The sequence below is a fragment of the Mesorhizobium silamurunense genome (assembly GCF_014843905.1).
GTDB classification, from domain to species: domain Bacteria; phylum Pseudomonadota; class Alphaproteobacteria; order Rhizobiales; family Rhizobiaceae; genus Mesorhizobium; species Mesorhizobium silamurunense.
Genome location: NZ_LPVS01000072.1, coordinates 1 through 6,900, shown reverse-complemented (window position 1 = coordinate 6,900; position 6,900 = coordinate 1). Strand labels below are relative to the sequence as shown.

General features: G+C 59.0%; 5 protein-coding genes and 1 pseudogene. All 6 read left to right on the top strand.

Translation table 11 applies throughout. The annotated features are described in order from the left end of the window. Positions 1-196: 196 nt before the first annotated feature. Positions 197-1,210 (top strand): annotated as a pseudogene (locus AU465_RS20550) (adenylate/guanylate cyclase domain-containing protein); the annotation flags it as partial. 24 nt (positions 1,211-1,234) lie between these two features. Next, on the top strand, positions 1,235-1,405 hold the full coding sequence (locus tag AU465_RS37195) for a helix-turn-helix domain-containing protein (protein WP_376774874.1): 171 nt from the start codon (positions 1,235-1,237) through the stop codon (positions 1,403-1,405). 475 nt (positions 1,406-1,880) lie between these two features. Beyond that, positions 1,881-2,546 (top strand): coiled-coil domain-containing protein, encoded by a 666-nt coding sequence (locus tag AU465_RS20545; RefSeq protein ID WP_192252080.1) that lies wholly within the window; start codon positions 1,881-1,883, stop codon positions 2,544-2,546. Between the two features lie 7 nt (positions 2,547-2,553). Next, complete coding sequence (locus tag AU465_RS20540; RefSeq protein ID WP_192252078.1) at positions 2,554-5,238, top strand: OmpA family protein; 2,685 nt, start codon at positions 2,554-2,556, stop codon at positions 5,236-5,238. Between the two features lie 13 nt (positions 5,239-5,251). After that, entirely contained in the window at positions 5,252-5,746 is a 495-nt protein-coding gene (locus AU465_RS20535) for a Rab family GTPase (RefSeq protein ID WP_192252076.1), read from the top strand. A 3-nt stretch (positions 5,747-5,749) separates the two neighbouring features. Continuing rightward, positions 5,750-6,820 (top strand): adenylate/guanylate cyclase domain-containing protein, encoded by a 1,071-nt coding sequence (locus AU465_RS20530; RefSeq protein WP_192252075.1) that lies wholly within the window; start codon positions 5,750-5,752, stop codon positions 6,818-6,820. Positions 6,821-6,900: the final 80 nt, after the last annotated feature.

The following is a 6,900-nucleotide window of genomic DNA, read 5'->3' as shown; positions in this document are numbered from 1 at the left end:
AACAACGAATTACCTCTTGCATCGCGGGAGCCATCCACAGAAGACATCGTCGGCGAATAATGCTCGAGGTCGGGGTTGCACGCAGATGCGGACATCGACCAAGGTTCGGGCTATCGTGCGTTGACTTGACCGCTCTATGCTGAGACGGGGCGGCTCTGATCGGGCTATGGTGCTCGGCTGGACAGGGAAGGACGGAATGAGCGAGTCCCGAAAGCTTGCTGCAATCCTGGCCGCCGACGTCGTTGGCTACAGCCGGCTCGCCGGCGCGGACGAGGATCGCATCTTGGCGCGGCTGCGGGCACTTCGAAGCGACCTGATCGATCCCACGATCGCCGTGCATCATGGTCGCGTGGTCAAGCGCACCGGGGACGGAGCCCTCGTCGAGTTCCGCAGTGTGGTCGACGCGGTGCGCTGCGCCATCGAGGTGCAGACCGCCATGCTCGAACGCAATGCCGGGGTTACGCTCGATCGCCGTATTGAGTTTCGCATCGGAATCCACATAGGAGACGTCGTTGAGGAGAGCGACGGCGACCTCATGGGTGACGGAGTCAACATCGCGGCGCGCCTGGAAGGCGTCGCTGCCCCCGGCGCCATCTGCCTTTCGGAGGATGCCTATCGGCAGGTCAGGTCGAGGCTCGACCTCTTGGTCAACGATCTCGGCCAAACCCAACTCAAGAACATTGCCGAGCCGATGCGGATCTATTCGCTCGAGGTCGGCGCCTCGGCGAAGGCGGGCGCTATCACGCCCCTGGCCACGCCCGCCCGACCTACCGCCACCAGTCCGGCTGCCCCGATAGAGCTTCCAGAAAAGCCTTCGATTGCCGTTCTGCCATTCACGAACATGAGTGGCGATCCCGAGCAGGAGTACTTTGCCGATGGGGTCACTGAGGACCTGATCACCGCGCTATCGCGTATTCGGTGGTTCTTCGTGATCGCCCGCAACTCCTGCTTCTCCTACAAGGGGAAGTCCCCGGACATCCGCGCGGTGGCCCGCGAGTTCGGGGTGGCATATGTGCTCGAAGGCAGTGTGCGCAAGGCAGGCAACCGCGTTCGTGTCACTGCGCAATTGATCGAGGGCGCCTCGGGCAATCATGTCTGGGCGCAACGCTACGACCGAGACCTGGAAGACATCTTCACCGTCCAGGACGAGATCACAACGACATTGGTCGGCGCGATTGAGCCGGAACTTGGCCGGGCCGACCGGGAGCGGGCAAGGGCCAAACGCCCGGACGACCTGCGAAAGCGCGCACGGCATATGCTGATCGCGTCATCAGTGCCCATAGTCGAGGTGGCCACCGCGTGCGGCTTCGTTTCGGCGTCGCATTTTTCCAAATGCTACCGCGAACTCTACGCGCAAACACCGCAGCAGGAACGATTGGAGAGGAAATACCCCGCCGCCTCATAAGCGTCATCAATTTTGCCACTTCCACGACTGGTTCGGCTAGGCAGCCGTGCGTTCGTCTACGGGCGCCGCGCTTGCACAGCGACCAATCCGATTGGCTCGACACAGGGTCTCGCAGAGGGTGTTTTTGACGCGCCACAGCACGGCCTGCGGTATGTGCACCGCCAGATCAGCCCATTGCGATCCATCTAAGGAGCCTGCGCAACCTAGTTTGTGCTCCAGTAGCTATAGCCTGACATTTTGTTACTCCTTTCGATGGCAGATTGCGTCCAATGGTCGATTGGATTGGCGGGCCGCTATCACATAGCGGTACCAAGAGCGACACCAATCGGAACCCGTTCATTTGTTGCGGGTCCAAGAGACGAACAAGGGACGCACGAATCGGCCGGAGCCAACAGGATTCCAGCTTGCGGGCCTGGTATTTGTCTGACATAATTTAACATTTCCTAATGTTACAGTGGGCAATTGGGGCACAGGGATGGCGAAGGAATCTTCGAATGCCGCTTCTTCAGCAAATAAAGCGGACGCAAATCTGATAGGTAATCCAGAGGGAAACGGGCTGAACTTTATGGCCTCCCAAGCGCGCGAGAGCGGGGCCGGCGGTGACGCTCCCGGTGTCGACAAGATACGCGATCTGTTGTTCGGCAATCAGATGCAGGACTATGACCGCCGCTTTTCCAAGCTTGAAGAGCGGTTCCTGCAACGCTTCAAGGATGTCGAATCCGAAGCCAAGCGCAATCTTGAAACCTACGAGTCGAATGCGAAGAAGCAGGTTGACTCGCTGGCGACGCAGTTGCGGAACGAAAAAGATGCGCGAGCCGAGGCCGACAAGGAGATCGACCGCAATCTTCGCGATCAGAATCAGGCGCTTGAAAAGCAGGTGCGCGCTTTGTCTGATCAATTGAGCGAGCTCGAGCGCGAAATAGCGGATCGCATGAACAGAAGCGACCATTTGCTGCGCGAGGAAATCAAGCAAAAGAATGAAAGCGCTCAATTGCTGATGGAGAAGATCTTTTCCGACCTCAGCAACGTCAAGACCGACCGAAATCTTTTGGCCGGCCTGTTTGTCGAGGTCGCGAAATGTCTCAATCAGGATCCCGTCGGCAGCAAGGGCAATTCGGAGCGTGGCTGGAAAGTGAGTTGATCGGAACTTGACGTCGAGCGTCGAACCAATCAGCCTTCCCCAAAGTCCAGCTTCGAACGATACCGGAATTGATCGCGAGGCTCTGGCTCGCCTTTTGGTGGAAATTGCCCGGAACGTCGATCCGGACAACCGTGCGCTTTACGAAGGAATTCCAGCCGCCGATCATCGGCTGGAAGCGCTTCGCCAACTGCTTGTCGGCGGCGAGATCTCGGAACTTTCACGCGTTACGCACCTGCTCGACGAACCCGAGCAGCTTGCGGCTGCTGTGGGGAACGTTCTGCCCGACGCGACCGCGCGCGCGTCTTATGCGCAACTCGGCGAGGCCCTCGCGCCGGCCGTCGAAAGGGCCGCGCAACGGTCCATCCAGAAGAACCCACACACGCTGACGGATATATTATACCCGGTGTTTCTGCCGGCTATTCGCAAGTCGATCGGCGAAAAAATCGACCAGACCTTTCAGTCGCTGAATGAATCTTTAAGGCATATATTTACATGGCATGGACTCAAGTGGAGATTTGAGGCCTGGAGAACAGGAACAAGCTTCTCCGAAGTCGTTCTCAATCATTCTCTTGTCTATCGCGTGGAGCATGTCTTTCTCATCAGCCGCAGTTCCGGGCTTTTGATTGCGCATGTAACCGCCGAAAATGCGACCAGCGAAGACCCTCAACTGATTTCCTCGATGCTCAGCGCAATCCAGGATTTTGTGAAGGACTCATTCAACGAGAAAGAAAACAGCGGCCTGGACACCATCCGGTTCGGGGAGCTTCGCCTCTGGTCGGAAGTCGGACCGTTCGCGACCCTGGTTGCGGTGATCCGGGGAAATCCGCCGGAGGAACTGCATGAAGTAATTCGCGACGTATTGCTTCGCATCCATGATGAATCCTCGCAGGCTTTGGAGCGATTTGACGGCGACACGTCGCAGTTACCCGGCGTGGAGACGCAGTTGCAGACCTGCGTCGAACTGCAGCATGCGGATTCAAAAGAGGGATTTCCGTGGCTGGTGGTGACGGCAGCCCTGCTGGTTTTGATTGCGGCAGGCGTTTGGTTCTTTCTTTCCTGGCAATCAGGACAGCGCTGGCAAGCCTATCTGTCGCGACTGGAGACCCAACCGGGCATCGTCGTTTCCGAACAAAAGATGCGTGGCGGCCAGTTCTATATTGCCGGACTGAGAGACCCGCTCGCCACCGACCCGCAGTCGCTGTTGTCCGGGACAGAGGTCGATCCCGCTCGCGTTCATTCAAACTGGCAATTCTATCAGAGCCTCGAGCCGGAGTTTGTGTTGAAGCGGCTGACGGCGGCGCTGGCGCCGCCGGATTCGGTACGGCTTTCAGTCGTCGATGGTCGCATCATTGCCGCGGGTGAGGCCACCACCGCGTGGATCAGCCGGGCGCGGGCTGCCGCCCAGCAGCTTTCGGCAGGCGGACCGGTCTTCGACATCTCCGGGGTCCGTGACGTGAGCCCCGAGGAGCGCTGGCAGGCCTATGTGTCGCGACTGGAGACCCAGCCCGGCATCATCGTCGCCCAACAGAATGTGCGCGATGGCCAATTCTATATTACCGGCCTGAGAGACCCACTCGCCGCCGACCCGCAGTCGCTGTTATCGGGAACGGAGGTCGATCCCGCGCGCGTTCATGCAAGCTGGCAATTCTATCAGAGTCTTGAGCCGGAGTTCGTGTTGAAGCGGCTGACGGCGTCGCTGTATCCGCTGGATACAGTACGACTTTCGATCGTCAATGACCGCATCGTTGCCGAGGGTGAGGCTCCCGACACCTGGATAGATCGGGCGCGCGCAGCGGCTCGACAGCTTTCAGTAGGCGGACCGGAGTTCGACATCTCCAAGGTTCGTGATGTGAGCCCCGATGCACGCGCGGCGGAGCATTGGCAGTATTATGTGTCGCGACTTGAGGCCCAACCGGGAATCATCGTCGCTCAACAAACGGCAAGGGGCGGACATTTCTACATTTCCGGTCTGAGAGACCCTCTTGCCGCCGACCCGCAAGCTCTGCTGTCCGGAACGGAGGTTGATCCTGCCCGCGTTCATTCACAGTGGCAATTCTATCAGAGTCTTGATCCGAAGTTCGTGGTGAAGCGCCTGACGGCGTCGCTGTCCCCGCCGAAATCGGTTCGGCTTTCGATCGTCCAGGGTCGCATCGTTGTCGTGGGCGAGGCTCCTGCCGGCTGGATCAGCCGGGCGCAGGCCGCCGCCGAACAACTTTCGGCGGACGGAGTGGTTCTGGATGTCTCGCAGCTGCGCGAGCTGAACCTTGCAGAACTTAATCATTTGAGAGAGGGGAACCTTGCAGAACTTAATCATTTGAGAGAGGCCATCCAGACGACCGATATTTTCTTCTCTTCCGGTAGAGTTGTCCCGGGACCGGAGCAGACGCCGGTGCTCGACAGATTGGCTGATCAGTTGAAGGAATTCGCCGAAAATGCCCGCAAGGCAGGCGTGACAGCGCGGTTCATGTTGACCGGCCATTCGGACACAACGGGCCGTGAGACGGCCAACGCATCGATCAGCGCCGCCCGCGCCGAGACAGTTCGCGCGCTTCTCAACAAGCGCGGCGTCGCTCCGGAACTGCTGCTGGTTCGGGGCGCCGGCACCTTTGAGCCGGCGGTGCCCGAAAATGAAAATAGTCGAACTGGGAACTCCACCAACCGCCGGGTTTCGGTTACGGTGAATCTGGAGTAGTGCGGAGCCCAGGATGCTGCAAAAAAAGATCTGCATGTTGGGCGGGTTCGCTGTCGGCAAGACGAGCCTGGTACGCAGGTTCGTGCAAAGCATCTTCTCGGAAAACTACCTGACCACGGTGGGCGTGAAAATCGACAAGAAGAGTGTCGCGTTCCCGGACAAAACCGTGGATCTGATTTTGTGGGATCTGGCCGGCGAAGACGACATCGGCTCATTCCGCGTCAGCTACGTGCGAGGTGCGACCGGGCTCGTGCTTGTCGTCGACGGAACCCGGCCCGCTACTCTCGCCGTGGCGCTCACGCTGCGCGAGCGGGTCGAGGCCGAATTCGGCGCCATGCCGTTCGTATTGCTGTTCAACAAATCCGATCTGGCCGATCGGTGGGCGATATCGGATGGTGAGATCGACGAACTGAGGCAACGTGGGTGGCAAATCTATCTAACAAGCGCGCTTTCGGGCGAACATGTTGACGATGCGTTTCGTCAGCTTGCTTCGATGGTCGCCAATTAGACCATGTCCAGAGTGCCGAAAGAAGTCAGAAGCTGGATATACGATTTCTTCTACAATGAGCGCTCTGCCGCATATCTGAAAATCGACGCCCGGCAATGCATAGAAGAGAAGGGCGGCAACCTCGAGCATTACGGACTATCGTCGCTTCGCATTGGCAAGCCTGTCGCCGATCAGCTTGAATTCATGGAAGGGCTGCTGCCTTGCCCGGAGCTTCCATTCCATATGCCCATGATGGAACTGCCCGGCGGGCATGTCGCGGACCTTCATCTCTTCGGCGACAACGGCTCGGTGTGGCTGGTCTTTCTCGACGCCACTCCCGAACGCGACCACCAGCAGCGACTTCAACAGAAGGCTTATGAAATGACGCTCCTGCAGGAGAGGGAGCGTCAACTCAATGCGAAGCTGCAATCGACGAACGAGGCATTGAGGGAGAGCCAGGAGGGCTTGTCGCGCGAATACCGGCGCGCCGAATCCCTGCTCCTCAATATCCTTCCGGCGTCGATCGCGGAGCGGTTGAAAGCGGACGAGCAAATTGCAGACAGCCACGCGGAGGTCAGTGTGCTTTTTGCCGACATCGTCGGTTTTACGGAAAGAGCGCGCAGCGTCGGGGCCACGACGACGCTCGCTATCTTGAATTACTTCTTCAAGGCGGCGGATCTGCTCTCGGAACAATACGGCTGCGAAAAGATCAAAACCATCGGCGATTGTGTGATGGCGGTCGCCGGCCTGCCCACCGCGCGATCCGATCATGCGGAAGCCCTTGCGAACTATGCGCTTGAGCTGCGGGAGGCGGCCAGGCGCGAGCACTTCGCGGGCGAACCGCTAGGATTGAGAATTGGAATTCACTCCGGACCGATCGTGGCGGGCGTCATAGGCAAAAGACGGTTTGTCTATGACCTGTGGGGCGACACCGTCAATCTCGCCGCGCGCATTCAAAAGGCTGCGGAGCCCGATGAAATCCGTATTTCGGATGCAACCCACCAATTGCTCGGACCGGAATTTGCTTGCGACCCGCTCGGGGAAACGGAATTGCGTGGCACAGGTCGTGTGCGAATGTGGCGGCTGCGCCGCTGATTTGCTGTGCTTCGAGGCAATCCAATCAGCTGCGCTCAGCAGACGGACGCCATAAGCTCCGGTTCCCCGCGAGCGAAAGG